The organism is Pannonibacter sp. CBAS1226 (assembly GCF_055685825.1).
This window is the reverse complement of the sequence record NZ_JBVOUO010000007.1, coordinates 1-22649: the sequence shown is the minus strand read 5'-3', so window position 1 is coordinate 22649 and position 22649 is coordinate 1. Positions and strand designations below refer to the sequence as shown.

Below are 22649 nucleotides of genomic sequence, written 5' to 3'. Positions count from 1 at the left end.
CCATTTTTCTTTGGAGTCCCATCTTGCAGGAAATCTTCCGTCTCAGCCGTCTCGACCCGAAGACACTGCAGGAGCGCACCCTGAAGCTGAGCGAGGAAGCCGGCGAGGTGGCGCAGGCGGTTCTGTCCGCCACTGGCGCGCCGGGGTCTGCCTACAAGGGGCTGACGCTGGAAGATGTGCGCGAAGAGGCCGTGGATGCGGCCATTGTCGCTCTCGCCATCCTGGCGCAGGCCTGCCCCGACGAAGAAACCTTCCACGCCGAATGGCAGCGCCTTGTCAGCGGCAAATGCGCCAAGTGGCTGGGATCTCTGCCGCAGGAGTGATCCTGCATGTCTGATCAGCGCCCGAGCCAGCCATCCAGCGCAGGCAGGCTCGTCAGGGCGGCAAGGGCAATCAGGCTGTAGGCGATGCGGCGGTAGAGCTGCGGATTGGCCCGGCCGAAGCCGCGCGCGCCGAGATAAAGCCCGAGGCCATAGACGGCGATGCCGCCAATCGCCAGCGCCAGCACCCGGCCGTTGAAAACCCCTGCAATCAGATAGGCCAGCAGGCTTCCCGTTCCCGCCAGCGCGAAGAAGACGATGAGATTTGCCCGGATCACATGCGGGGGATGCGGGCTCGACAGCCAGAAGGCAACCACCGGCGGGCCGGAAACCTGCGACACGCCGCCCATGATGCCCGCTGCAGCGCCGACGCCGGCGGAGGTGGCAGGCGAGGGCGTACCGGCATAGCGCCAGCCGGAGATCAGCAGCCCCAGCAGCGCCAGCACCACAAGGCAGATGATCCAGCGCAGGACCAGCGGATCGGCGCTCACCAGCAGCCAGGCCCCCAGATGCACAGAGACAACCGCCGCCAGAACCGCAGGCAGCACCGTGCGCCAGTCGCACAGGCGTAGGGCGCGCGGCAGCAGCGGCAGGGTGACGAAGTAGTCCAGCAGCAGAAACGCCCCTGCCGCCACGGGCGGCGAGAACAGGGCGGCGGCGACCGGCATGAAGATCATGCCCGCGCCGAAACCGGCAAAGCCACGCACAACACCCCCGGTGAAGAGGACCAGAAGACCGGTGATCAGGGTGGGCCAGCCGTAGGCGGTGATGAGGTCCTGCAAGGGGCTTCCTTTCCGCAGGGCGGGATAACTTCGCAGCTAGCCTGCGTTAGAAGCCCCTCGCACTAGCGTCAAGGCCAGAGTTTTGTTACCGGTTTGTTCTATGATGCATCCGATTCGAATTCTCGGGATTGATCCCGGCCTGCGCCGCACCGGCTGGGGCCTCATTGAGGCGCTGGGCAACCGGCTGACCTTTGTTGCCGCCGGAACCGTCACGTCGGATGACAAGCGGGAACTGGCCGCCCGGCTGGTGCAGCTGCATGACGGGCTGCAGAAGGTCATCGACGAGAATGCGCCGCAGGAGGCCGCCGTTGAGCTGACCTTCGTCAACAAGGACGCCGGCGCGACGCTGAAGCTTGGCCAGGCGCGCGGCATTGCGCTGCTGGTTCCTTCGCTGCACGGGCTGGAAGTGGCCGAATATGCGCCCAATCTCGTGAAGAAGACCGTGGTGGGCACGGGGCATGCCGAGAAGGACCAGATCCGCCACATGGTGAAGATCCTGCTGCCCAAGGCGCAGTTTGATACGGATGATGCGGCGGATGCCCTGGCAATCGCCATCTGTCACGCGCACCATCGCAAGACCTCGGCGGTGCGGGCAAAGGCTGAGGCATTGGCACGGGGTGCAGCATGATCGGCAAGCTCAAGGGTACGGTCGACAGTTACGGTGACGACCACCTCATTCTCGATGTCCACGGCGTGGGCTATCAGGTGTTCTGCCCCTCGCGGGTGCTGCAGGGATTGCCGCGTGCCGGTGAGGCGGCGGTGCTTTTCATCGAGACCATCGTGCGCGAGGACATGATCCGGCTCTACGGCTTCTCCTCCGAGGCCGAGCGCGAGTGGTTCCGCCTGCTGATGACCGTGCAGGGCGTCGGTGCCAAGGTGGCGCTGGCCGTGCTCAGCGTGCTGAAGGCCAGCGAAGTGGCAACCGCCATTGCGCTGGGGGACAAGGCGGCGCTGGCACGCGCACCGGGCGTCGGCAAGCGCGTGGCCGAACGGCTGGTGATCGAGTTGAAGGACAAGGCGCCGGGCTATTCCAGCCTTGATGCCGACACACTGGCGGTGGCACAGACGGTGAGCGAGAATGTCGCCGCCCGTCCCGTTGCCGAGGCAGTTTCGGCGCTGACCAATCTGGGCTATGCCCAGGCGCAGGCGAGTGCGGCCGTGGCCCGTGCCGTGAAGTCCGCCGGCGAGGATGCCACGACCGAAACGCTCATCCGCCTTGGCCTGAAGGAACTGGCCCAGTAAGAAGGCGGCAAGGGAATACCGGGACTTTGAGGCGCTGACGTACCGCGCCCCCGATCTGCTCAAGCGCCGCACGGGCTTGTGCCAATCACTCCGCCACGGGCGGGGTCTGGAGTTGAAAGCGTATGGAGAAGACCGAACGCCTCGTCACGCCGGAAATTCGCGGTGACGAAATCGACACCACCATGCGCCCGCAGGCGCTGGATGATTTCGTCGGTCAGGCGCAGGCGCGAGCCAATCTGAAGGTCTTCATCGGTGCGGCAAAAGCCCGCGGCGAGGCGCTGGATCACGTGCTGTTCGTTGGCCCTCCGGGGCTTGGCAAGACGACGCTGGCGCAGATCATGGCGCGCGAGCTTGGGGTGAATTTCCGCGCTACGTCCGGCCCGGTCATCGCCAAGGCAGGCGATCTGGCGGCGCTTCTGACCAATCTGGAAGAGCGGGACGTGCTTTTCATCGACGAAATCCACCGGCTCAGCCCGGCGGTGGAGGAAGTGCTCTATCCGGCGATGGAGGATTTCCAGCTGGATCTGATCATCGGCGAGGGGCCTGCTGCCCGCTCGGTGAAGATCGATCTGGCGAAGTTCACGCTTGTCGCCGCCACCACGCGTCTTGGCCTGCTGACCACGCCGCTGCGGGACCGCTTCGGCATTCCGGTCCGGCTGGAGTTCTATACGGTCGAGGAGCTGGAGCTGATCGTCAACCGGGGGGCGCGGATTCTCGGCATCGGCATGGCGCCAGATGGGGCAAGGGAAATTGCCAAGCGCGCCCGCGGCACGCCGCGCATCGCCGGGCGCCTGCTGCGCCGGGTGCGGGATTTCGCCGTCTTTGCCGGGAACGACACGGTGGACCGGGGGATGGCGGACCGGGCGCTGTCACAGCTGGAAGTGGACGGGGCGGGGCTGGACAGTCTCGACCGGCGCTATCTCAACCAGATCGCGCTCAACTTCGGCGGCGGACCGGTGGGCATCGAGACGATTGCCGCAGCCCTGTCCGAACCGCGCGATGCCATTGAAGAAATTGTTGAGCCCTATCTCATCCAGAACGGCTTCCTGCAGCGCACCCCGCGCGGGCGGGTTCTGACGGCGCAGGCCTTCCGGCATCTGGGTCTCGCAGTGCCGCAAAGTTCTGCTGCGCCGCAACTTGGACTGTTCGCGGATGATGCTGAAGTGTGACCTAAGGAAAAATACCTGTCACGTTGTGCATTGCCAGAAACTGCAATCAAAAGTGTTCATTAAGTTAGTATTTCGGCGCCTTGTATCTTATTTCCGGCGCTGATTAAGGCTTTTTTGGGGAAGTATGCTCACGATCCTCCCAGTTCAGGGAGGAACCCCATATGATCCGTAACCGCTTGTCCAACAAGGTTGCCGCGATGTTTTTCGCCGGTGCAGCCATTATGTGCCTTGCCATTGTCATTGTCACGGCACGGCTCGCGGGGGACGTAGCCGACAGTCAGGCGAGCAAGGCACTTTCAAGCGCAACACTCGGTAAATACCGCACGCTGGAACTTGCCCTCGAGCAGCGTGTCGATGCCGCCCGCTTCTTTGCATCGGTGTCCGATGCCAAGGATGCGGTCATGAAAATGACCGCCGGCTGGAAGGTGCTGAAGGAAAATCAGACCGAACAGCTCCGCAAGACCTTTATCGATGACAACCCGCATGGACCGGACGAGCGGCATTTGCTGGTGGAATCGAGCGCAGGCAATTTCTACGCAAACAACCACAAGCCCATCCACATGGCTATTGGCTCTTTCGTGGATCAGGGGCTGTTCAAGGACATTCAGCTCATCGATCTCGATGGCAATGTCATCTACAGCTACATGAAGGGGGAGGAGTTCGCCCGCAACCTCAGTTCACCCGAACTGCAGGGTGGCCCGCTGACGGCGGCGGCGAAAGCCATTCTCGATATCCCGGAAAGGACAGAGACGGCGTTGCCAAGGGTCACATCCTCGGGCTTCCTCGTTGCGCCGGACGGCAGTGTGCGCCTGACGCTGGCAACCCCCGTCTTCTCGCATGACCGGTTCTTCGGCGTCATCGGCTACACGGTTGACATGACCAAGCTGGCGGGTCTGATCTCCGCAAAGGGCGGCATTGGCGAGACGGAACTTGCCCTGCTTGTGGATGCGGCCGGAAATGTCGCTGTGTTCGATGGCGACAAGGCGCCGCAGGCTTTCCGCTTTGATGCCATCCGCTCCGGCGATGGCCTGGTGACGCTGGGCGGCAATGCCTACCGCTACACCGTGACGGATGGTCTGAGCGTCGACAAGCCGTTTGGTGTCGGCGCCGCTGTCGAAAGCGCAGAACTGAACGCGGCAGCGCGTCAGATCACCTGGGGTGCGGTCATCGCGGGCATTGCCTGCCTGCTGCCGATCGTTGCCGTCATGTGGTGGCTGACCAGCCGTATGTTTGCGCCGCTGCAGTCCCTGTCCGTCACGGCCCGCCAGATTGCGGATGGCGATCTTTCGGTGGCGATCAATGCTCTGGAGCGGGGCGATGAAATCGGCCAGATGGCCCGTTGCATCGAGGTCTTCAAGGAGAACTCGCTTGAGCGCGAACGGCTGGCCGAGGAGCGCCGCACCGGCCATGTGGCCCGCGAGCAGCGTGAGAAGCATATTGATGGCCTGATTGCAGGATTCCGGGAAGAGGCGCAGGCGCTGCTGGCGGAGGTGGAGAGCAATCTCGTCCGCGTGGAGGAAACATCGGTCATTCTGAGCAGCCGTTCCGACACGGCCTCCCATCGCGGGGCGCAGGCCGCCGGTGATGCGGAGAATGCGTCCTCCAACGTGCAGGCGGTTGCCAGTGCGACGGAAGAACTGAATGCCTCCATCGCTGAAATCGCCCGGCAGGTTGCCACGACCGCGGATGTTGTCGGCCGCACCACGGCCAATGCCCAGTCGTCGAACCAGAAGATTGCAGGGCTTGCCAATGCCGCAAACAAGATCGGTGAAGTGGTGGACCTGATCCGCGCCATTGCCGAACAGACGAACCTCCTCGCCCTCAACGCCACCATCGAGGCGGCGCGTGCAGGTGAGGCCGGACGGGGCTTTGCGGTCGTGGCCGCGGAAGTGAAGGAACTGGCAACCCAGACCTCCAAGGCGACGGAAGAGATTTCCGCCCAGATTTCCGCCATCCAGAACTCCACGGCAGAAGCGGTGGACCAGATCGCCGATGTCACCAACTCAATGGAAGAGGTGAACTCCTACACGGCCTCCATTGCCGGCGCCGTGCGCGAGCAGGGTTCGGCGACGGGCGAGATTTCCCGCAATGTTTCCGAAGCGGCCCATGGCACCATGGCGGTGGCCAACGCAGTAGCTGCACTCAATGCGGATATTTCCGAGAACTCCGGCTCGGCCTCGGCCATGCAGGAAGCCACGCTCACCATGAAGCAGCAGGCCGACACGCTGCGCCGGTCGGTGGAACGCTTCCTGCGCGAGGTGGCGGCCGCCTGACCTCAGAACATCTGAAGACGGATCCTGAACGCCCGGTGCTGGCCGGCCCATTGCGGGCTTGCAAGCGCCGGGCGTTTCGCGCATATGCGGCCGGGCAGGGAGTTCAGATGGCATCATGACGCAGCAAGACAGCACCACCGATGGCCGGATCGTGGAAGGTGTGCACGTCCTTCCTGTCCGCATCTATTACGAGGACACGGATTTCAGCGGGCTCGTTTATCACGGGTCCTATGTCCGGTTCTTCGAGCGCGGCCGGACGGAACTGCTGCGGGCTTGCGGTGTGCATCATGCGGCGCTCGCCGACGGCAGCCACGGGCAGCCGATTGTCTTCGCCGTGCGCGACATGGTGATCCGTTTTGTGAAGCCGGCCCGTATCGATGATCTTCTTGAGGTCCGCACCCGTCTCAGCGAAGCGCGCGGCGCCCGTCTGGTGCTGGAACAGGAAATCTGGCGCGACGGTTCGCTGCTGGTTTCGGCTCAGGTCGTCGTTGCGGTGATCCTGGCTTCCGGCCGTCCGGTGCGTCTGCCGCCGGAGCTGGCAGCCAGGCTGCCGGTACAACCGGATTAAGAAACACCACCCGGCTTTGGGTGGCTTTTCCGGAAGCTTTTTGAGGCTTTGGGATCAAATCAATTTGTGCGACGCAACGTCATTAACAGGGCAGTAACCTTAATCCTTTTGTTTAGGGGAGATTGCGCGCGTTGCGCAGTCCCAGTTTTGCCAAATTCAGCGGTCAGGAAGACCAAAGGTCCGGGAGGAAACCGAAGCCGCCGGGACACAACAGGTTTCCTGGCGTGCTTTTAACTCATGATGACAACTCCACGGGCAAGAGGTCCCTTTTAGATGAATGAAATCGCCCAGACGACCATGGCGGCCCCGCATGGCGACATGTCGTTCATTGGCCTGTTCTGGCAGGCCCACATCGTCGTTAAGCTTGTGATGTTTGGTCTGATCATCGCATCGGTCTGGTGCTGGGCGATCATCGTTGACAAGGCGATGCTTTTTACCCGTACCAAGCGCCAGATGACACGGTTTGAAACTGTATTCTGGTCGGGCCAGTCGCTCGAGGAGCTGTACAAGACCCTGTCGAGCCGTGCCAATCACTCCATGGCTGCCCTGTTCGTGGCGGCCATGCGCGAATGGAAACGAAGTCATGAAGGCGCAAGGCCGGCTCTTGCCAGCCTGCAGCAGCGTATCGACCGGGTGATGGACGTGACGATTGCCCGTGAGACGGAGCGCCTGGAATCCCGCCTGCTTGTTCTGGCAACGGTTGGCTCGGCGGCGCCCTTCATCGGCCTGTTCGGGACGGTCTGGGGCATCATGACGGCGTTCCAGTCCATCGCCCAGTCCGAAAACACCTCGCTTGCCGTCGTGGCTCCGGGTATCGCCGAAGCTCTGCTGGCAACGGCTCTCGGCCTGCTTGCCGCAATTCCGGCGGTTATTGCCTATAACAAGCTGCAGACGGATGTGGCCAAGCTCTCTGCCCGCATGGAAGGTTTTGCGGACGAGTTCTCGGCCATCCTGTCCCGCCAGATTGACGAACGGATCTGACCCATGGGTATGAGTGTTGGAGCGGGCGGCGGCGGTGGAGGACGGCGCAGACGCGGCGGCCGCCGTGCGACGCCCATGAATGAAATCAACATCACCCCCTTCGTGGACGTGATGCTGGTGCTTCTGATCATTTTCATGGTGGCCGCGCCGCTGATGACCTCCGGTGTGCCGGTGGATCTGCCGCAGACGGCGGCCAAGCCCCTGCAGGGGGACAATGAGCCGATCACGATTTCCGTGACGGCGGATGGGAAGATCTTCATCCAGAACACCGAGATCGCGCTGGATGAGGTGGTGCCGAAACTGTCTGCCATTGCTGAAAATGGCTACGAGGAGCGGATCTTCGTGAAGGGCGATCAGACGGCGGCCTATGGCACGATGATGCAGATCATGGGCCGGATCAACGCTGCCGGCTTCAAGCGCCTTGGGCTTGTGACACTTGCTGAATAGGGAACCTGACGCATCATGCGCACAGGCTTGATCGTTTCCGTCTCGGGCCATATGGCTCTTGTGCTCTGGGGGCTTGTTGCGCTTCCGGGGGCGGAACCGTTTGACACCAAGCCGATGGAGTCCCTGCCGGTTGATCTGGTGCCGATTGGTGAATTCACCCAGCTGCACAAGGGTGAAAAGACCGCGGAGCTGAAGGAACAGCCGAACGAGTCCACCGCCAAGGAAGCCAACAAGAAGGCGCCTGAACCGGACAAGACGGCCGGGGAGGCGAAGACCGAACTGCAGACGCCGCCGACACCCCGGCCGACCAATCAGTCTGTTGCCGCGCAGGAGTCATCGACGCCGCCACCCACGCCAACGCCAGAGCCTGCCCCGGTGAAGCCTGCACCGGTCAAACCGGCTGCAGAGCCTGCACCGAAGGCCGAGCCGGAGCCTGTCAAGCAGGCCGTGGCAGAAGCTGCACCTGCCGAGGAAGCGCCCAAGCCGCTTATGTCCGAGCCGGTGAAGGTGACCCCGCGTTCCAAGCCAGTGCCGCCGAAGCCGCAGCAGCAGACCGCCCAGCAGCAGCCGAAGAAGGACGAAAAGTTCAACCCGAACGAGATCAGCGCGCTGCTGAACAAGGTTGATCCCTCCGGCGGTGGCACCGCCGGTGCCACGGAGGCCGCCTCCCTGGGCAGCCGCACGGGCAACAACAACGTCAAGATGACGGTGTCGGAGCTGGATGCGCTGCGCGGCCAGATCGCAAGGTGCTGGAACCCGCCGGTCGGTGCTGCGGGAGCTTCGGATCTTGCCGTGCGCCTGCAGTTCAATCTGAGCATGGCTGGCGAAGTGGAAGGGTCTCCCCGGGTGATCAACTCGAGCGGCAACCCCTCGTTCCGGGCCGCTTCCGACAGTGCCGTGCGCGCCGTCATGCGCTGCCAGCCCTATACGCTTCCGGCCGAGAAGTATGATGCCTGGCGTGAGGTCATCATCAACTTCGACCCAAGCCAGATGCTGGGGGGCTGACACATGAGGCGGCCAGGCGGGGCGAGGCATTCCGGGCTGGGCAGGCACCTGATGCAGACTGCATTGCTGCTTTGTGCGCTTGCCGTGCCGCCGATGGCCAAGGCGTCTGACACGCAGACGCTGACCGGACAGGAAATCTCTGGCCTGCGGGAGGCGGTCCAGCGCTGCTGGATGCCGCCTCAACTGCAAGCTGGCACCAGCGCCGAGGTGAAGGTGCGGTTCAGATTAACGCCGTCCGGGGAACTGGATGGAACGCCGCAGGTTGTAGAGGCGGCAGACGGTGTGGATGGGCAGTTGCTCGCCCAGAGCACCATCCGGGCTGTGCAGCGATGCGCGCCCTATTCGTTGCCAGAGGCCAAATACGAGGCCTGGCGTGAGATTGTCATCAATTTTGTCCATCAATGACGGACTGGTGGACTTTAGGAAAAACCGGAGCCTCGATGAAGATGAGAGCCTTCCAGATTAAACGGCGCCTTGCCACGGCCCTGCGTGCGGCCCTGGCGGTTTGCGCCATCTCGGTGTCTGGCGCGGCAATGATTGCGCCGGCCAGCGCCCTGATCGAAATCGACATCACGCAGGGCACGATCGAGCCGATGCCGATCGCCCTGCCGGATTTCTCTCCTGAAGGCGGTGACGCCCAGCTGGCGCGTCAGCTGACGGAGGTGATCTCCAACAATCTGCGCCGCTCCGGGCTTTTCCGTCCGCTCGACCCGGCCAGCTTCATCGAAAAGAACGTGAGCGCCCAGACGACCCCGCGTTTTGGTGACTGGCGCACCATCGGGGCGCAGGCGCTCGTTTCCGGTTCCGTCACCCGCCAGCCGGATGGCCGGCTGCGCGCCGAGTTCCGCCTGTGGGATGTGTTCGCCGGCCAGCAGATGCTGGGCCAGCAGTTCTTCACCACGCCGGAGAACTGGCGCCGCCTTGGCCATATCATTTCCGATGCCATCTATGAGCGCCTGACCGGTGAAAAGGGCTATTTCGATACCCGTATCGTTTTCGTCGATGAAAGCGGCCCGAAGCAGAAGCGCGTCAAGCGTCTGGCCATCATGGATCAGGACGGCGCCAACCTGCGGTATCTGACCCGTGGCGATGAACTGGTGCTGACGCCGCGCTTCTCGCCGACGACGCAGGAAATCACCTATATGGCCTACACCGGGGCCGATCCGAGCGTTTTCCTGCTCAATATCGAGACCGGTCAGCGCGAGATTGTCGGCAACTTCCCCGGCATGACCTTTGCGCCGCGTTTCTCGCCGGACGGACAGCGGGTGATCATGAGCCTGCAGCAGGGCGGCAATGCCAATATCTTCACCATGGACCTGCGCTCGCGCGCCACGACCCGTCTGACCAATACGCCGGCCATTGACACGAGCCCGTCCTTCTCGCCGGATGGCCGCCAGGTGGTGTTCGAATCCGACCGGGGCGGCACCCAGCAGCTTTACGTGATGGGTGCAGACGGCTCCAATCCGCAGCGCATCAGCTTTGGTCCGGGCCGCTACTCGACGCCGGTCTGGTCGCCGCGCGGGGATCTGATTGCCTTCACCAAGCAGAACCAGGGACGGTTCATGATCGGCGTGATGCGTCCGGACGGCAGCGGTGAGCGTATCCTGACGGAAGGCTACCATAACGAAGGTCCGGCCTGGGCGCCGAACGGCCGGGTGCTGACGTTCTTCCGCGACACGCCGGGCCCCAATGGCGGCCCGCAGGTGTGGACCGTGGATCTGACCGGCTACAACGAGCAGCGCATCACCACTCCGGCCTTCGGCTCGGATCCGGCCTGGTCGCCGCTGCTGGACTGATTGAAGCCATCTGCTGCCGCCTCCGGCGGCGGCACGCCTGTGTGGAAGAGCCGGAATCGCAGAAAAACGTGAGGTGCCCGGCTCTTTCTTATATGATAGGGCTGGCCGCCAACCGGTTGTTAACCACTGTTGTAGAGAATGCGTTCACCTTGCCGGATTCGGCGGGACGAGGAGTTATCGAATGTTGAATACGGCTATGATGGCGCGCGGTGCGCGCATGGCGGCTGTCATTGGTTTTGCGCTGACCTTGGCTGCCTGCTCCAACACCAATACCGACGGGCTTGATGGCAGCGCCAACGCCACCCCGGGCTCAAGCCAGGACTTTGTGGTCAATGTCGGCGATCGCGTGTTCTTCTCAAACGATCAGTCGACCCTGAGCGGTCAGGCGCAGGCGACCCTCGACAAGCAGGCGCAGTGGCTGAACAGCTACAGCCGCTACAGCATCACGATGGAAGGCCATGCGGATGAGCGCGGCACCCGTCAGTACAACATTGCACTGGGCGCCCGCCGTGCAAACGCTGCCCGCGACTACCTCGTCTCGCGCGGTGTTTCGGCTTCGCGCATCCGCACCATCTCCTATGGCAAGGAGCGTCCGGTGGCCGTGTGTGACGACGAGAGCTGCTGGTCCCAGAACCGCCGCGCTGTGACCGTTCTGAACAGCGCCGGCAGCTGATCTGATCTGCCCGTGAAGAATTTGACAGGCGCGAAGGCTTCCTTCGCGCCTGTTTTTATATGAACTGGTGGTTGAACGGTGTTTCCGTCAAATTTTGGCCGAAGTCAGCGCGCCCTGTGCTATCCATCGGATGCCATGAAGGCAGACCGGAGGTAAAGCATGGTGAAATGGAAGACGCTTCTCGCGGCCCTGGCCGCCGTTTGCATGATGGCATCAGCGGTGCCGTCCGCAAATGCGCAGCTTTTCGGCAGCGGTGGCGGTAACGATGCGCAGGTGCGCCTCAACGAAGTGGAAGACCAGATGCGCCGCCTGAACGGTCAGGTGGAGCAGCTGAGCTATCAGCTGCGTGAGTTGCAGGATCAGCTGCGCCGGATGCAGGAAGACAACGAGTACCGCTTCCAGCAGCTGGAAGGCGGGCAGAAGCAGCCGGGCAAGCGCTCTGACGCGGGCCCTGCCGCGCCGGCTCAGCAGCCGCAGCACGCGAACAACAATGCAGCAACTGCGGGTGCCGGTCTGGCACCCGCAGAGGGCACTCTCGGGCAGATGGCTCCGGGCAGCAATGCGGCGGGGGGCTCGGGTGATGCCGAGTTTGCGGCCGGTGGCGGTTATCAGGACGGGGTCTATCAGGAGGGCGCGCCTTCCGGCAGCGGGCCGCTGGATCTGTCGGCGCTGGCACGTGGCCAGTTTGGCCAGCCGCAGCAGCAGCCCATTTCCCCGGGCGGCACGCCGCCGGGCGTCAACAGCGGCAATGGTGAGTTCTCCGGCCAGATCGCGAGCCTCGGCATGACCGGCGATCCCAGAACCGATTACGACAACGCCTATAATTTTGCGCTTCAGGGCGATTACGTCTCCGCCGAACAGGGCTTCCGCTCCTTCCTTGAGGCCTATCCGCAGAGCGATCAGGTGCCCAATGCGCAGTACTGGCTGGGGGAAAGCCTTTATGGGCAAGGGGATTTCCGCGGTGCTGCGGACGCTTTCCTGAAGACCTATACCGATCATCCGCAGAACACGAAAGCACCCGACAGCCTGCTGAAACTGGGTCTTTCCCTCAAGGGCCTTGGCGAGACGGGCGCGGCTTGCGCGACCTATGCCGAGCTTCTGACGAAATATCCCAATGCGGCGAAGGCGGTGCGTGATCAGGCCCGCGCCGAACAGCAGCGTGCCCGCTGCTCCTGATGCTTCCAGCGCATTTCCGGTCTCAGATGATGAGGCCGCGCGTCTTCTGGCGCCGCTTGAGCGGTTCTCGTCGCTTGCGCTGGCCGTCTCGGGAGGCGGTGATTCTCTTGCGCTCCTCCATCTGACCGCCGGCTGGGCCCGCGCGCGCCATTCTGCCGGCCTTCCGGCGCCACGCCTTCAGGTTCTAACCGTTGATCATGGCTTGCGCCCGGAGGCGGCGGCCGAGGTCCGGTTTGTCGTTCAGCAGGCGGAAGTCCTGCAGATTCCCGCGAAAATTCTCACCTGGCAGGCGCCGGAGGGCCTCACCAATCTGCAGGCGGAAGCCCGCATGGCGCGCTACCGGCTGATGGCCGATGCCATGGATCTGTCCGGCGTGGAGGCGCTGGTGCTGGCGCATCATCTCGATGATCAGATCGAAACATTCTTCGACCGGCTGACCCGCGGCAGCGGTGTCTATGGACTGGCGGCGATGGCGGCGGATCAGTCCGGGGGGGCCTTCGGTCTGCGTCTTCTGCGGCCTTTTCTGACGGTTCCCGGAGCCCGCCTCAAGGCCTCCCTTGTGGCTCGTGGCCTCTCCTGGGTGGATGATCCTTCCAACAGCAATCCCGCCTACAAGCGGGTGCGCCTGCGCCAGCTTCAGGCCGGGCTGCTGCTTGAGGGGTTTGATCCGTCCCGTATCAGTTCCACCATCCGCCGGATGGCGCGGGCTGCGCAGGCCATTGATGCGGCTGTGGATGTTCTTCTGAAGGACGCCTGTGCCGGTGATGTGCCCGACTTCGCCCGTCTCGACCTTGCGCGCCTGACACCACTGCCCGAAGAGGTGCGCCTGCGGCTGCTGGCCCGGCTGGCGCAGCATGTGGGCGGCAGTCTGCATCCGCCCCGTCTCGACCGCCTGGAGGCGCTGGATGCCCGCCTTCTTGCCGGTGGCCCGTTGCGGGTGACGCTGGCGGGGGCGGTGTTTGATGTTTCGGCGGGCGGGCGCATGCGGCTTTGGCCGGAACCGGGCCGCTCCTTGCCGGTCGCGGTGGAGCTCCTGCCGGGGCAATGCGTCCACTGGGACGGGCGTTACCGTGTCTGCCTCAAACCGGATGTTAAGGGGAGCCTCAGGATCATGCCCGTGGCGCAGCTGCGGCAAGATGAAGCGCTGCGGGAGGAAGTCCGCACCCTTGCAAGGGCCAGTGGTTTCCCCACTGCAGCTTTCGCCCGTCTTCCGGCCGTCATGCGTCTTGAGGGTGGCGGCAAAAACGGCGCAGTCTGCCTTGCATGGGCCTTGCCGCGGGAGCCGGGACTGGTTCTGCGCCGCACCGGAGATCAGGCCCTGTCCGCAATGATGCCGGATAATTGACGCTCTGTGCAAAGAGTGCGGGGCGGTGCGTCATTGCACCTGCAGGCAACATGCCCTAAGGGAGGCTGATGTTGCTGAAAACCGGCGCGGGCTTAACAAAAAAGTGAGCTGATCCGCGCAACACTGCGGCTACTCCTTGGCAGGGGCACTATGCCGACCTATCTTGTGGGACAGTAGCCGGCAACCCCTCGACGTTGATGGACGCCTGATGGCGGACAAGGGATCGAAATGAACGCAAATTTCCGCAATCTTGCCCTCTGGGTGATCATCGCGCTCCTGCTGATCGCGTTGTTCCAGCTGTTTCAGGGCTCTTCCCAGAGAACGGCGTCCAATGACATTCCGTTCTCGCAGTTCCTGAACCAGGCGGATCAGGGTGAGATTCGTGATGTAACGATCCAGGATCAGCTGATCACCGGCAACTTCACCAATGGCGGCCAGTTCCAGACCTATGCGCCCAGCGGCACCCAATATGTGGACGAGCTGCGCAACAAGGGCGTGCTGATCAAGGCCCGTCCGCCTTCAGAGAATTTCTCGCTTGCAGGCGCACTGATTTCCTGGCTGCCGATGATCATCATCCTCGGCGTCTGGATCTTCCTCATGCGCCAGATGCAGGGCGGTGCCGGCGGCAAGGCGATGGGCTTTGGCAAGTCCAAGGCCAAGCTGCTGACCGAAGCCCATGGCCGCGTGACCTTTGACGACGTGGCCGGCATCGATGAAGCCAAGGAAGACCTCCAGGAAATCGTGGAATTCCTGCGTGATCCGCAGAAGTTCCAGCGTCTCGGTGGCCGCATTCCGCGCGGTGTGCTGCTTGTCGGCCCTCCGGGTACCGGCAAGACCCTGACCGCCCGCGCGGTGGCAGGCGAGGCCAATGTGCCGTTCTTCACCATCTCCGGTTCGGACTTCGTCGAAATGTTCGTCGGTGTCGGTGCATCCCGTGTGCGCGACATGTTCGAACAGGCGAAGAAGAACGCGCCTTGCATCATCTTCATTGACGAAATTGACGCGGTCGGCCGTCATCGTGGTGCGGGTCTCGGCGGCGGCAATGACGAGCGCGAGCAGACGCTGAACCAGCTCCTCGTTGAGATGGATGGTTTCGAGCCGAACGAAGGCATCATCATCATCGCTGCGACCAACCGTCCGGACGTTCTGGATCCGGCGCTGCTGCGCCCGGGCCGCTTCGACCGCCAGATCGTTGTGCCGAACCCGGATGTGACCGGCCGCGAGAAGATCCTCAAGGTGCACATGCGCAAGGTGCCGCTGGCGCCGGATGTGGACGTGAAGGTTCTTGCCCGTGGCACCCCCGGCTTCTCCGGTGCGGATCTGATGAACCTCGTCAACGAGGCAGCCCTTCTGGCCGCCCGCCGTTCCAAGCGCCTCGTGACCATGGCAGAGTTCGAAGACGCCAAGGACAAGGTGATGATGGGCGCCGAGCGCCGCACGCTGGTGATGACCGAAGAGGAAAAGCGCTGCACCGCCTATCATGAGGCTGGCCACGCCCTTGTCGCGCTCAGCGTGCCGAAGGCGCATCCGGTCCACAAGGCAACCATCATCCCGCGTGGCCGTGCGCTTGGCATGGTGATGCAGCTGCCCGAGCGTGACGAAATCTCCATGAGCTACACCCAGATGACCTCGCGCCTTGCGATCATCATGGGCGGGCGCGTGGCGGAAGAGCTGATCTTCGGCCTTGAGAATGTCACTTCGGGCGCTTCCTCGGACATTCAGCAGGCGACCCGTCTCGCCCGTGCCATGGTCACCCAGTGGGGCTATTCCGACAAGCTCGGCAAGGTGGCCTATGGCGACAACCAGGAAGAAGTGTTCCTCGGCCATTCCGTTGCCCGCCAGCAGAACGTGTCCGAAGAGACCGCGCGTATCATTGACGCCGAAGTGCGCCGGTTCGTGGAGGATGGCTTCAACGAAGCCCGCCGTATCCTGACCGAACGTGCGGACGATCTTGAAACGCTCGCCAAGGGCCTGATCGAATACGAAACCCTGTCGGGCGAAGAGATCAAGAACCTGCTCGCAGGCAAGCCGCCGGTTCGTGACGAGGATGATGACCAGCCGGTGGGCCGCAGCTCCGCAGTTCCCTCCGCCGGTGCCAAGCGCGGCGGGGAGGGCGGTGCGCCCTCAGGCATGGAGCCGCAGCCACTCGCCTGAGCTGTCATTCCTTCTTGATAACCTGACGCCCGGTCTTTACAGGCCGGGCGTTTTTCATCGTAACAGTCGATCACAAATTTTGACCGGCCTTCTGCGGCGGAACGCTGTATGAGGGACGCACAAGACCAATCGCAAAGGCAGTGATTCACCCATGCGCAAGTATTTCGGAACCGACGGCATTCGCGGCAAGGCGAACACCCATCCGATGACGGCGGAAGTGGCACTCAAGGTCGCCATGGCGGCGGGCCTCATGTTCCGCAATGGCCATCACCGCAGCCGCGTCGTGATCGGCAAGGATACGCGCCTGTCCGGCTACATGCTGGAGAATGCCATGGTGGCGGGCTTTACGTCCGTTGGCCTCGAAGTGTTCCTGCTCGGACCGATGCCCACGCCGGCCGTCGCCATGCTGACGCGCTCGCTGCGTGCAGATCTCGGCGTCATGATCTCGGCGTCGCACAATCCCTTTGCCGACAATGGCATCAAGTTCTTCGGGCCGGACGGCTTCAAGCTGAGCGATGAGATCGAGCTCGAAATCGAGCGTCTCGTGGACAGCGACCTGACGCCGCGCCTTGCCAGCGCCGATCAGCTGGGCCGGGCCAAGCGCATTGACGGCGTGCACGACCGTTACATCGAATTTGCCAAGCGCACCCTGCCGCGCGACATGAGCCTGGAAGGCCTGCGGATCGTCGTCGATTGCGCCAATGGTGCGGCCTACAAGGTGGCGCCTGCGGTGCTGTGGGAGCTGGGCGCGGAAGTCATCTCCATCGGCGTCAATCCGGACGGCTACAACATCAACCAGGACTGTGGCTCCACCTCCACCGATGCGCTGGCGCGCAAGGTGCATGAAGTGCGGGCCGATATCGGCATTGCGCTGGATGGTGACGCGGACCGGGTGATCATCGTCGATGAGCGCGGTCAGGTGGTGGATGGCGACCAGCTGATGGCAACCGTTGCCGAGAGCTGGCATGCGGCAGGCAAGCTCTCGGGCCCCGGCATCGTTGCGACGGTCATGTCCAACCTCGGGCTGGAGCGTTTCCTGGGAGCACGCGGGCTGGAGCTGGCCCGCACCAAGGTGGGGGACCGCTATGTGGTCGAACACATGCGCGCCCATGGCTTCAACGTGGGCGGCGAGCAGTCCGGCCATCTCGTACTGTCGGACTTCGCCACCACTGGCGACGGCCTGATTGCGGCCCTGCAGATTCTCGCCTGCGTGCGTGAGCAGGACCGCCCGGTCTCCGAGGTCTGTGCCAAGTTCGTGCCGGTTCCGCAGGTGCTGAAGAACGTGCGCTACAAGAGCGGCAAGCCGCTGGAGAGTGACATGGTCAAATCGGCCATAGATGCTGGGCGTGAGCGCCTTGGCAGCAGCGGCCGGCTGGTCATCCGTCCGTCCGGGACAGAGCCGCTGATCCGTGTCATGGCGGAAGGGGATGACGCCTCGCTGGTCAATGATGTGGTGGATGAGATCGCCGGAGTTGTCGCGCGTTCGGCTGCCTGACGTCGAGGGACCGGCTCATCCCAAGGCGTCTGATGCTGTTCATCACACCTTGAAACGCTCAGACGCTGCACGGGCCTGACCATCCTGAGATGAGGTAAGCTCTTTTTGGAGCGGTAAAAGCACAAGGCATCTGCTGGAGAGGCGGGTGCCTTTTTTATTAATGAAGTCCTAACGTGATTGCTCTTGTTTACCTTGGGTTAAGGTAAAAAATCCTGGTAAAGAAATACGGTTAAGCACCCTTTAAACCTTTTGCCCTAGATCTAAGACATGTTCCAAAGCGCGCCCCGCAGCCTGGCTGGTGCGGACGCTTGTTTCAAAGGACGAGGACATGGGCAGCGTTTTCAAGCAGTTGTCTTTGGCGAGCTGTGCGATCTTCATCTCGCAGGCAGCACTGGCTGCGGATCTGGCGATGGATCTGCCGGCTCCTGTGATTGAGCATATCCCCGAAGTCCCGGCCACTGGCGGCTGGTATCTGCGCGGCGATATCGGCTACAAGATTTATCAGGCGCCGAAAGGCAGCTTCAGTGATCCCGTGATCGGTGATCTGCGGTTTAACCGCAACAAGATGAACGATACGGTCGTCATCGGTGCGGGTATTGGTTACAAGTTCAACGACTATCTGCGCTCAGATCTGACGTTCGACTACGAGCCGTCGGCCAAGTACACGGGTCATGCCCCGTGTAATGATCCCTGTGCGAGCCCGGGATACTCCCGCGAGACGTCGAATATTGACGTCTGGACGCTGATGCTGAACGGCTACCTGGATGTTGGCACCTGGAATGGCTTCACCCCTTACGTGGGTGCCGGTGTTGGCGCGGCATATGTCAATGTGCGTGACACCAAGTCCTTCAACCCGAATGGCGTGAACACGTCCTACGACGGGTCGAGCGGCAAGTGGAACTTCGCCTGGGCGCTGATGGCCGGTACCTCCTATGCGGTGACGCCGAACTGGGACATTGATCTTGGCTACCGCTACAAGAACCTGGGCGAGGCCCGTACGGTTCAGCTGAACAACGTCGGCACCGGTCAGAGCCGGATCAAGTACAAGGATCTGGCCGCTCACGAAATCCGGCTTGGCGTGCGCTACAACTTCGATACGGCTGGCCCGGTCAACCGTCCGATGCTCTATTCGGGCAATGCTGTCTCTGCCCGTTACTGATCCTCTTCCCCGCGGATCATTTCAGGGGCCGGTGCCACAAGCACCGGCCTTTCGCTTTGCAGCGCTGCAAGGCTCCATCCGGCTTGACCGGCCCGCCGGAAGGGCATATCCAAGTCAGTGGGACACTCCTCCCCAACGAGGAGCGCCTATCTGAGAGGATAGCATATGACAGCGACTGCAAAGCCGGCACAGCGCCCGGCCAATCCCCATTTTTCGTCTGGTCCTTGCGCCAAGCGCCCCGGCTGGTCTGCCGCCGCGCTGGACGTGAAGTCCCTTGGCCGCTCCCACCGCGCCAAGATCGGCAAGACCCGGCTTGAACTCGCCATCGACAAGACCCGTGAGATCCTTGAGGTGCCTACGGACTACCGCATCGGTATCGTTCCGGCCTCGGACACGGGCGCGGTCGAGATGGCCCTGTGGTCGCTGCTCGGCGCGCGCGGTGTCGACATGCTCGCCTGGGAAAGCTTCGGCTCCACCTGGGTGACCGATGTGGTCAAGCAGCTGAAGCTGGATGCCCGCACCATCGAAGCGCCCTATGGCGAGCTGCCGGACCTTGGCAGCGTCGATTTCAGCCGCGACGTTGTCTTCACCTGGAACGGCACCACGTCCGGCGTGCGCGTGCCGGACGCCAACTGGATTCCGGCAGACCGGGAAGGCCTCGTCATCTGCGATGCCACCTCCGCCGCTTTCGCGCAGGACCTGGACTTCGCCAAGCTCGATGTGGTCACCTTCTCCTGGCAGAAGGCACTCGGCGGTGAAGGCGCCCATGGCATGCTGATCCTCAGCCCGCGCGCCGTTGCCCGGCTGGAGAGCTACACCCCCGCCTGGCCGCTGCCGAAGATTTTCCGCCTGACCTCCAAGGGCAAGCTGATCGAAGGCATCTTCAAGGGCGAGACCATCAACACCCCGTCCATGCTCTGCGTCGAGGACTATATCGATGCGCTGGAATGGGCATCCTCCATCGGCGGCCTGAAGGCCCTGATCGGCCGCGCCGACACCAGCGCCGGGCATATCGCCCGCTGGGTGGAAGAGACGCCGTGGGTGGACTTCCTCGCCGTTGATCCGGCCACGCGCTCCAACACCTCCGTCTGCCTGAAGATCGTTGATCCGGCGGTTACGGCGCTGGACGATGCGGGGCAGGCGGCGTTCGCCAAGGCCATGGCCTCCGCGCTGGAGGCTGAAGGCGTCGCCTATGACATCGGCTCCTACCGCGATGCCCCGACGGGCTTCCGCATCTGGTGCGGTGCGACGGTGGATCCGGACAGCGTTGCGGCCCTTCTGCCCTGGCTCGACTGGGCCTTTGCGGCTCAGAAGGCCCGCCTGCAGGCCGCCGCTTGATGCGAGGGCCCGGTGAGCTTTTCTCCGGGCCTTGCACTTCACCAAAATCCTGCGCCCGCGTGAGGCGCCTGCTGCGGTTCACCGGTTGAACCGTAGACGGTGCTGCCTTGCCTGAAGCGCGCTGAATGAAGGAGAGTTTCATGGCTCCCAGAGTGCTCATTTCGGATCAGCTGTCGGAAGCAGCCATCCAGATCTTCAAGAACCGTGGCATCGACGTGGATTTCCGCCCGGAGCTGGGCAAGGACAAGGACGCGCTGCTGGCCGTGATCGGCGAGTATGACGGCCTTGCCATCCGTTCGGCCACCAAGGTGACCGAAAAGGTGATTGCCGCCGCCACGCGGCTGAAGGTGATCGGCCGCGCGGGCATCGGCGTCGACAATGTCGATATCCCGGCTGCCACCGCCAAGGGCATCATCGTGATGAACACGCCCTTCGGCAACGCCATCACCACGGCGGAGCATGCCATTGCGATGATGTTCTCGCTCGCCCGGCAGATCCCGGCCGCCGATGCCTCGACGCAGGCCGGCAAGTGGGAGAAGTCCCGCTTCATGGGCGTGGAAATCACCGGCAAGACGCTGGGTCTCATCGGCTGCGGCAACATCGGTTCGATCGTCGCCGACCGGGCCATCGGCCTGAAGATGAAGGTTCTTGCCTTTGACCCGTTCCTGTCGGTTGAGCGGGCAAGGGATCTGGGCGTTGAGAAAGTCGAGCTGGACACGCTGCTGGCGCGGGCCGATTTCATCACCCTGCACACGCCGCTGACGGACAAGACCCGCAACATCATCTCCGCCGATGCACTGATGAAGACCAAGCGCGGCGTCTATATCATCAACTGCGCCCGTGGCGGTCTGGTTGATGAGGTGGCCCTGCGGGCGGCACTTGATACGGGCCATGTGGCAGGGGCCGGGTTCGATGTGTTTGTCGAGGAGCCTGCGAAGGAAAACGTGCTCTTCGGCGCGCCGAACATGGTCTGCACCCCGCATCTGGGCGCTTCGACCGAAGAGGCGCAGGAGAACGTTGCCCTGCAGGTGGCCGAGCAGATCTCGGACTATCTGATGAGCGGTGCCGTCATCAACGCGCTCAACATGCCTTCGATCTCGGCGGAAGAAGCGCCGCGCCTGACGCCCTTCGTGCGGCTGGCCGAGCAGCTGGGTTCCTTTGCGGGCCAGCTCACGGAAACCGGCATCCGCAAGATCCGCATCGAATATGAGGGCACGATTGCCGACATGAACACCCGTGCCCTGACGGCGGCGGCGCTGACCGGCGTGCTGACGCCGGTGCTGCAGACCGTCAACATGGTGTCGGCCCCTGCCATCGCCCGCGAGCGGGATATTCAGGTGGAAGAGGTGCGGCGCGGCCAGATGGGCGCCTACGAGACCTACATGCGCCTGACCATCGTCACCGACCGGCAGGAGCGCTCCGTTGCGGGCACGGTGTTTGCCGATGGCAAGCCGCGCATCATCCAGGTGAAGGGCATCAACATGGAAGCCGGTTTCGGCCCCTACATGCTCTACATCACCAACGAGGACAAGCCGGGCTTCATCGGCAAGTTCGGCAGCCTTCTGGGCGAGGCGGGCATCAACATCGCCACCTTCAACCTTGGCCGCACGGAGCCGGGGGGCGACGCGATTGCCCTGCTGGAGGTGGACGGTGAAGTGCCTGCCGCCACGCTGACAGCCATCGAATCGCTGCCGCTGGTGAAACAGGCCAAGGCGCTGAAGTTCTAAAAAGGCATAGGGAGCGGCATCCGGCAGGGTGCCGCTTTTTTATTTTACCGGCGCAGCAGTTTCAGCACCCGCCCGTCAAGCAGCACGAGGCCGCAGAGCAGAATGCCGAGCCCGGCGAATTGTACCGGATAAAGCCTCTCGCCCAGCAGCAGATATCCGAAGCCGAGGGCGCAGACGGGGACCAGCAGGGTGACCGTCGAGGTGTTGGTTGCCCCTGCCTCGCCCAGAAGCCGGAAGAAGATCATGTAGCCGAGCGCCGTGGCGAGCACGGCGAGCGCCAGCACATTGCCCCAGACCAGCAGGCTGATATCCGCCGGTGACCAGCTTCCGGCCGAGAAAAGCGCGACCGGCAGCATCAGCAAGGTGGAGCCGGTGATCTGGCCGGTTGCGGTGACGAGCGGCGGCGTGCCCTTGAAGCGGCGGCCGAAAGCTCCGGCGAAACCGTAGGAGAGGGCGGCGCCCAGGCAGGCGGCCTGCGCCCAGAGCGGATCGGAGCTGAGCCCGGCAAGGCTGGAAGACAGCATCAGCGCCACGCCTGACAGTCCCAGCAGCACCCCTGCTATGCGGTTGGCCGTTACCGGTTCCTGATGCAGCACCACGGCGGCGATCAGGAAGGTGAAAATCGGCGTTGTGGCATTGAGGATCGAGGCAAGGCCTGCCGCGATGCCCGTCTGGCCCCAGAAGATCAGCGAGAAGGGAATCACGTTGTTGAGCAGGCCCATGACAAGGAAGCTTGCCAGCAGCTTCGGATCACGGGGGAAACGGTGCCGCGACAGCCGGAGCACCAGATGCAGCACGGCGGCGGCAATCAGCACCCTGAGGAACACCAGCATCAGCGGCGGTATCTCGGCCACCGCCACCTTGGCAAAGAGGAACGAGCCGCCCCACAGGGCACTGAGGAAAAACAGCAGCAGCCAGGCGGCTAATGACATGATTGTGTCCGGATGTTTGAGGCGAGTGTTGATGCTGGCCGGCAGTGTTTACAACGGACTTTCAGTT

General features: G+C 63.2%; 21 protein-coding genes. 19 read left to right on the top strand and 2 right to left on the bottom strand.

The window, feature by feature from the left end; genetic code table 11:
- The first annotated feature begins 23 nt into the window (after positions 1-23).
- Positions 24-323: a MazG-like family protein gene (locus tag AC0CMF_RS18460; RefSeq protein WP_050472469.1), complete on the top strand. Its 300-nt coding sequence runs from the start codon at positions 24-26 to the stop codon at positions 321-323.
- 14 nt (positions 324-337) lie between these two features.
- Here the strand turns inward: AC0CMF_RS18460 and AC0CMF_RS18455 are convergent, their stop codons facing one another.
- Positions 338-1102 (bottom strand): sulfite exporter TauE/SafE family protein, encoded by a 765-nt coding sequence (locus AC0CMF_RS18455; RefSeq protein WP_123195140.1) that lies wholly within the window; start codon positions 1100-1102, stop codon positions 338-340.
- A gap of 100 nt (positions 1103-1202) precedes the next feature.
- On the opposite strand from AC0CMF_RS18455, the gene ruvC reads away from it, so the two are divergent.
- From ruvC to serA, 18 genes are all read left to right on the top strand, one after another.
- Positions 1203-1730, top strand: coding sequence for a crossover junction endodeoxyribonuclease RuvC (ruvC, locus tag AC0CMF_RS18450; protein ID WP_050472471.1), 528 nt, complete (start codon positions 1203-1205; stop codon positions 1728-1730).
- The gene (gene ruvA, locus AC0CMF_RS18445) at positions 1727-2344 is read left to right on the top strand and encodes a Holliday junction branch migration protein RuvA (RefSeq protein ID WP_050472472.1); all 618 of its coding nucleotides are present in this window, start codon (positions 1727-1729) and stop codon (positions 2342-2344) included. The genes ruvC and ruvA overlap by 4 nt, the downstream gene beginning before the upstream one ends.
- 122 nt (positions 2345-2466) lie before the next feature.
- On the top strand, positions 2467-3513 hold the full coding sequence (ruvB, locus tag AC0CMF_RS18440) for a Holliday junction branch migration DNA helicase RuvB (RefSeq protein WP_374630438.1): 1047 nt from the start codon (positions 2467-2469) through the stop codon (positions 3511-3513).
- A gap of 161 nt (positions 3514-3674) precedes the next feature.
- Positions 3675-5786: a methyl-accepting chemotaxis protein gene (locus AC0CMF_RS18435; protein WP_374630440.1), complete on the top strand. Its 2112-nt coding sequence runs from the start codon at positions 3675-3677 to the stop codon at positions 5784-5786.
- Positions 5787-5901: 115 nt separating this feature from the next.
- Positions 5902-6354, top strand: a complete 453-nt coding sequence (gene ybgC, locus AC0CMF_RS18430; RefSeq protein ID WP_058898787.1) for a tol-pal system-associated acyl-CoA thioesterase — start codon at positions 5902-5904, stop codon at positions 6352-6354.
- A 273-nt stretch (positions 6355-6627) separates the two neighbouring features.
- Positions 6628-7335, top strand: a complete 708-nt coding sequence (tolQ, locus tag AC0CMF_RS18425) for a protein TolQ (RefSeq protein ID WP_050472476.1) — start codon at positions 6628-6630, stop codon at positions 7333-7335.
- Positions 7336-7338: 3 nt separating this feature from the next.
- The gene (tolR, locus tag AC0CMF_RS18420) at positions 7339-7782 is read left to right on the top strand and encodes a protein TolR (RefSeq protein WP_058898788.1); all 444 of its coding nucleotides are present in this window, start codon (positions 7339-7341) and stop codon (positions 7780-7782) included.
- A 15-nt stretch (positions 7783-7797) separates the two neighbouring features.
- Positions 7798-8787 carry a cell envelope biogenesis protein TolA gene (locus AC0CMF_RS18415; protein WP_050472478.1) on the top strand — a complete coding sequence of 330 codons (990 nt, stop codon included), beginning with the start codon at positions 7798-7800 and terminating at the stop codon, positions 8785-8787.
- Between the two features lie 51 nt (positions 8788-8838).
- On the top strand, positions 8839-9192 hold the full coding sequence (locus AC0CMF_RS18410) for an energy transducer TonB (protein ID WP_157757113.1): 354 nt from the start codon (positions 8839-8841) through the stop codon (positions 9190-9192).
- A 35-nt stretch (positions 9193-9227) separates the two neighbouring features.
- Positions 9228-10583, top strand: a complete 1356-nt coding sequence (gene tolB / locus AC0CMF_RS18405) for a Tol-Pal system beta propeller repeat protein TolB (protein ID WP_050472480.1) — start codon at positions 9228-9230, stop codon at positions 10581-10583.
- A 181-nt stretch (positions 10584-10764) separates the two neighbouring features.
- Positions 10765-11256 (top strand): peptidoglycan-associated lipoprotein Pal, encoded by a 492-nt coding sequence (gene pal, locus AC0CMF_RS18400; protein ID WP_050472481.1) that lies wholly within the window; start codon positions 10765-10767, stop codon positions 11254-11256.
- Positions 11257-11415: 159 nt separating this feature from the next.
- On the top strand, positions 11416-12432 hold the full coding sequence (ybgF, locus tag AC0CMF_RS18395; protein WP_050472482.1) for a tol-pal system protein YbgF: 1017 nt from the start codon (positions 11416-11418) through the stop codon (positions 12430-12432).
- Positions 12416-13777: a tRNA lysidine(34) synthetase TilS gene (gene tilS / locus AC0CMF_RS18390; RefSeq protein WP_374630445.1), complete on the top strand. Its 1362-nt coding sequence runs from the start codon at positions 12416-12418 to the stop codon at positions 13775-13777. Before ybgF ends, tilS begins: the two co-directional genes overlap by 17 nt.
- Positions 13778-14005: 228 nt before the next feature.
- Complete coding sequence (gene ftsH / locus AC0CMF_RS18385) at positions 14006-15931, top strand: ATP-dependent zinc metalloprotease FtsH (RefSeq protein ID WP_050472484.1); 1926 nt, start codon at positions 14006-14008, stop codon at positions 15929-15931.
- Positions 15932-16082: 151 nt separating this feature from the next.
- Positions 16083-17426 (top strand): phosphoglucosamine mutase, encoded by a 1344-nt coding sequence (glmM, locus tag AC0CMF_RS18380; protein ID WP_123195135.1) that lies wholly within the window; start codon positions 16083-16085, stop codon positions 17424-17426.
- Between the two features lie 328 nt (positions 17427-17754).
- Positions 17755-18585: an outer membrane protein gene (locus tag AC0CMF_RS18375; RefSeq protein ID WP_122522008.1), complete on the top strand. Its 831-nt coding sequence runs from the start codon at positions 17755-17757 to the stop codon at positions 18583-18585.
- 165 nt (positions 18586-18750) lie between these two features.
- The gene (locus tag AC0CMF_RS18370) at positions 18751-19923 is read left to right on the top strand and encodes a phosphoserine transaminase (protein ID WP_374630448.1); all 1173 of its coding nucleotides are present in this window, start codon (positions 18751-18753) and stop codon (positions 19921-19923) included.
- A gap of 140 nt (positions 19924-20063) precedes the next feature.
- Entirely contained in the window at positions 20064-21650 is a 1587-nt protein-coding gene (gene serA, locus AC0CMF_RS18365; RefSeq protein WP_374630450.1) for a phosphoglycerate dehydrogenase, read from the top strand.
- A 44-nt stretch (positions 21651-21694) separates the two neighbouring features.
- On the opposite strand, the gene AC0CMF_RS18360 is transcribed toward serA, so the two are convergent.
- The gene (locus AC0CMF_RS18360; protein ID WP_374630452.1) at positions 21695-22582 is read right to left on the bottom strand and encodes a DMT family transporter; all 888 of its coding nucleotides are present in this window, start codon (positions 22580-22582) and stop codon (positions 21695-21697) included.
- Positions 22583-22649: the final 67 nt, after the last annotated feature.

Bases quoted from the DNA above. Each gene is read 5' to 3' on its own strand.
- ruvC (WP_050472471.1), top strand. From the start codon at position 1,203: ATGATGCATCCGATTCGAATTCTCGGGATTGATCCCGGCCTGCGCCGC.
- ruvA (WP_050472472.1), top strand. From the start codon at position 1,727: ATGATCGGCAAGCTCAAGGGTACGGTCGACAGTTACGGTGACGACCAC.
- ruvB (WP_374630438.1), top strand. From the start codon at position 2,467: ATGGAGAAGACCGAACGCCTCGTCACGCCGGAAATTCGCGGTGACGAA.
- AC0CMF_RS18435 (WP_374630440.1), top strand. From the start codon at position 3,675: ATGATCCGTAACCGCTTGTCCAACAAGGTTGCCGCGATGTTTTTCGCC.
- ybgC (WP_058898787.1), top strand. From the start codon at position 5,902: ATGACGCAGCAAGACAGCACCACCGATGGCCGGATCGTGGAAGGTGTG.
- tolQ (WP_050472476.1), top strand. From the start codon at position 6,628: ATGAATGAAATCGCCCAGACGACCATGGCGGCCCCGCATGGCGACATG.
- tolR (WP_058898788.1), top strand. From the start codon at position 7,339: ATGGGTATGAGTGTTGGAGCGGGCGGCGGCGGTGGAGGACGGCGCAGA.
- AC0CMF_RS18415 (WP_050472478.1), top strand. From the start codon at position 7,798: ATGCGCACAGGCTTGATCGTTTCCGTCTCGGGCCATATGGCTCTTGTG.
- AC0CMF_RS18410 (WP_157757113.1), top strand. From the start codon at position 8,839: ATGCAGACTGCATTGCTGCTTTGTGCGCTTGCCGTGCCGCCGATGGCC.
- tolB (WP_050472480.1), top strand. From the start codon at position 9,228: ATGAAGATGAGAGCCTTCCAGATTAAACGGCGCCTTGCCACGGCCCTG.
- pal (WP_050472481.1), top strand. From the start codon at position 10,765: ATGTTGAATACGGCTATGATGGCGCGCGGTGCGCGCATGGCGGCTGTC.
- ybgF (WP_050472482.1), top strand. From the start codon at position 11,416: ATGGTGAAATGGAAGACGCTTCTCGCGGCCCTGGCCGCCGTTTGCATG.
- ftsH (WP_050472484.1), top strand. From the start codon at position 14,006: ATGAACGCAAATTTCCGCAATCTTGCCCTCTGGGTGATCATCGCGCTC.
- glmM (WP_123195135.1), top strand. From the start codon at position 16,083: ATGCGCAAGTATTTCGGAACCGACGGCATTCGCGGCAAGGCGAACACC.
- AC0CMF_RS18375 (WP_122522008.1), top strand. From the start codon at position 17,755: ATGGGCAGCGTTTTCAAGCAGTTGTCTTTGGCGAGCTGTGCGATCTTC.
- AC0CMF_RS18370 (WP_374630448.1), top strand. From the start codon at position 18,751: ATGACAGCGACTGCAAAGCCGGCACAGCGCCCGGCCAATCCCCATTTT.
- serA (WP_374630450.1), top strand. From the start codon at position 20,064: ATGGCTCCCAGAGTGCTCATTTCGGATCAGCTGTCGGAAGCAGCCATC.
- AC0CMF_RS18360 (WP_374630452.1), bottom strand. From the start codon at position 22,582: ATGTCATTAGCCGCCTGGCTGCTGCTGTTTTTCCTCAGTGCCCTGTGG.